This is a genomic window from Vibrio sp. Vb0888 (genome assembly GCF_033338835.1).
Taxonomy (GTDB): domain Bacteria; phylum Pseudomonadota; class Gammaproteobacteria; order Enterobacterales; family Vibrionaceae; genus Vibrio; species Vibrio alginolyticus.
This window is the reverse complement of the sequence record NZ_JAWOTL010000075.1, coordinates 1-1,730: the sequence shown is the minus strand read 5'-3', so window position 1 is coordinate 1,730 and position 1,730 is coordinate 1. Positions and strand designations below refer to the sequence as shown.

2 protein-coding genes are annotated in these 1,730 nt (G+C 45.7%); both read left to right on the top strand.

From position 1 onward, the window contains the following. On the top strand, positions 1-479 hold a 479-nt coding region (locus R7P72_RS23915), incomplete at its 5' end, for a VC0807 family protein (protein ID WP_318110814.1). A gap of 269 nt (positions 480-748) precedes the next feature. Next, on the top strand, positions 749-1,730 hold a 982-nt coding region (locus R7P72_RS23910; RefSeq protein WP_318110813.1), incomplete at its 3' end, for a methyl-accepting chemotaxis protein.

The following is a 1,730-nucleotide window of genomic DNA, read 5'->3' as shown; positions in this document are numbered from 1 at the left end:
TATTATTAACTGGTGGCATCGGCTTGTTGGAGCTTGATACTCGCTGGTTAGCCTTGAAAGAAGCCTTGATTCCCGGCCTGATCGGCATCGCGGTATTGGGCTCCACTTTTACCCGCTACCCATTGATGCAAAAAATGGTATTGAACGACACGGTTTTGAACCTCGCGTTGATTAACGAGCGTTTGAGAGAAAATGGTAAAACCGATGCGTTCGAACGTTGCCTAATGTCTTCGAACTACTTGTTCGCAAGCACCTTTGCATTCTCATCTGCAATGAACTACTTCCTTGCTACGTGGATCGTCACCAGTCCATCAGGCACCGCGGCCTTCAATGAAGAGCTCGGTAAGTTGACACTTTACAGCTACCCGATGATCGCCATTCCTAGCATGTTGATGATGTTTGGTATTTTTTACTACATTTGGCGTCAAATTCGCGCGATGACGTCTCTTGAAACTGAACAAATTTTCCACATAAAGTAAAACCTCAGCACTCGAAATACTAAGGGGAAGAGCCCTCTTCCCCTATCTTCCACCCGCCCTTTTCTATTCCATAGCTTTCCATTTAGATTCACTCATCCGTCACTCAGTGTTGACCACGTTCACATTGATAGGGGCGACTTTCGCTCTTTTTATGAAAACCCACATAAAAAATGTGACAAAAATGAACAAGTATATGAAAGTCATGGTGCATTGCTTATCCAACTGATTTAACATGAATTTTTTAAAACCTTGCTGCATTTATAAAAAATATGTTCGGATCAAAAAAATTAAAAATGGAAAATGAGGCGCTTAAGCAAGAATTAGCGAGCCTTAAAGACAAGTACCAAACCGACGTTGAGACGTTGGAACGTCAGTTAAAAGAAGCCAAACAACTACTGAACACAGCGCAACAGCGTTACGAAAGTAGCGACGAGTTGATGTCGAGCTGCTTGAAAGGCGGAGATATGCTCCAAACCATTCGCACAGCGATGGTCGAAAGCGCTCAATCTATGGCGCATGAAAACGAAGAGCTAAAGCTGCTTGATGATATGTTCAAGCAAACACATCAAGCACTCGCACGTCTGGATGACCGAGCGGTAAAAATCAGCTCACAAGCCACTCAAAGCATTGAATCTGTGCAGATATTAGATAACACCGCGACTTCTATTTCCCACCTTGTATCTACTATCCAAGAGATTTCTGACCAAACGAACTTATTGGCTCTCAACGCAGCGATTGAGGCTGCACGCGCTGGTGAAGCAGGCCGCGGATTTGCAGTGGTGGCGGACGAGGTAAGAAATTTGGCAGCCAAAGCCAGTGAAGCGAGCGAACAAATTGATTCGCTGGTTAATCAGGTGCTAACCCAAGTCAGCTCAATCAAAAGCGCGATTGATGAAAACCAAATCTGCGCAGAAGAAGTATCCGCCTCTTCGGCGCAAATTGGCTCAATCGTCAACGAGGTGGTTGTCAAATCAGAGCACATGAAACGGGTGATCCACTTTGCGTCTACCCGCTCTTTCCTCGATACGGTCAAGCTTGATCATGCCATTTGGAAAAACAACATCTATCGCTTACTGCAAAGTGGCTCTTTTGGTGAAACCGTCAATAGCCATTCAGAATGTCGATTGGGCCAGTGGTACTACAGAGGTGACGGCAAAGCATATAGCCAGCTAAGAAGCTACGCGCAGCTCGAAGCGCCACACAAAGGTGTGCACGATAGCGGCCGTGATGCAATGAACCACGCGAAGTCAG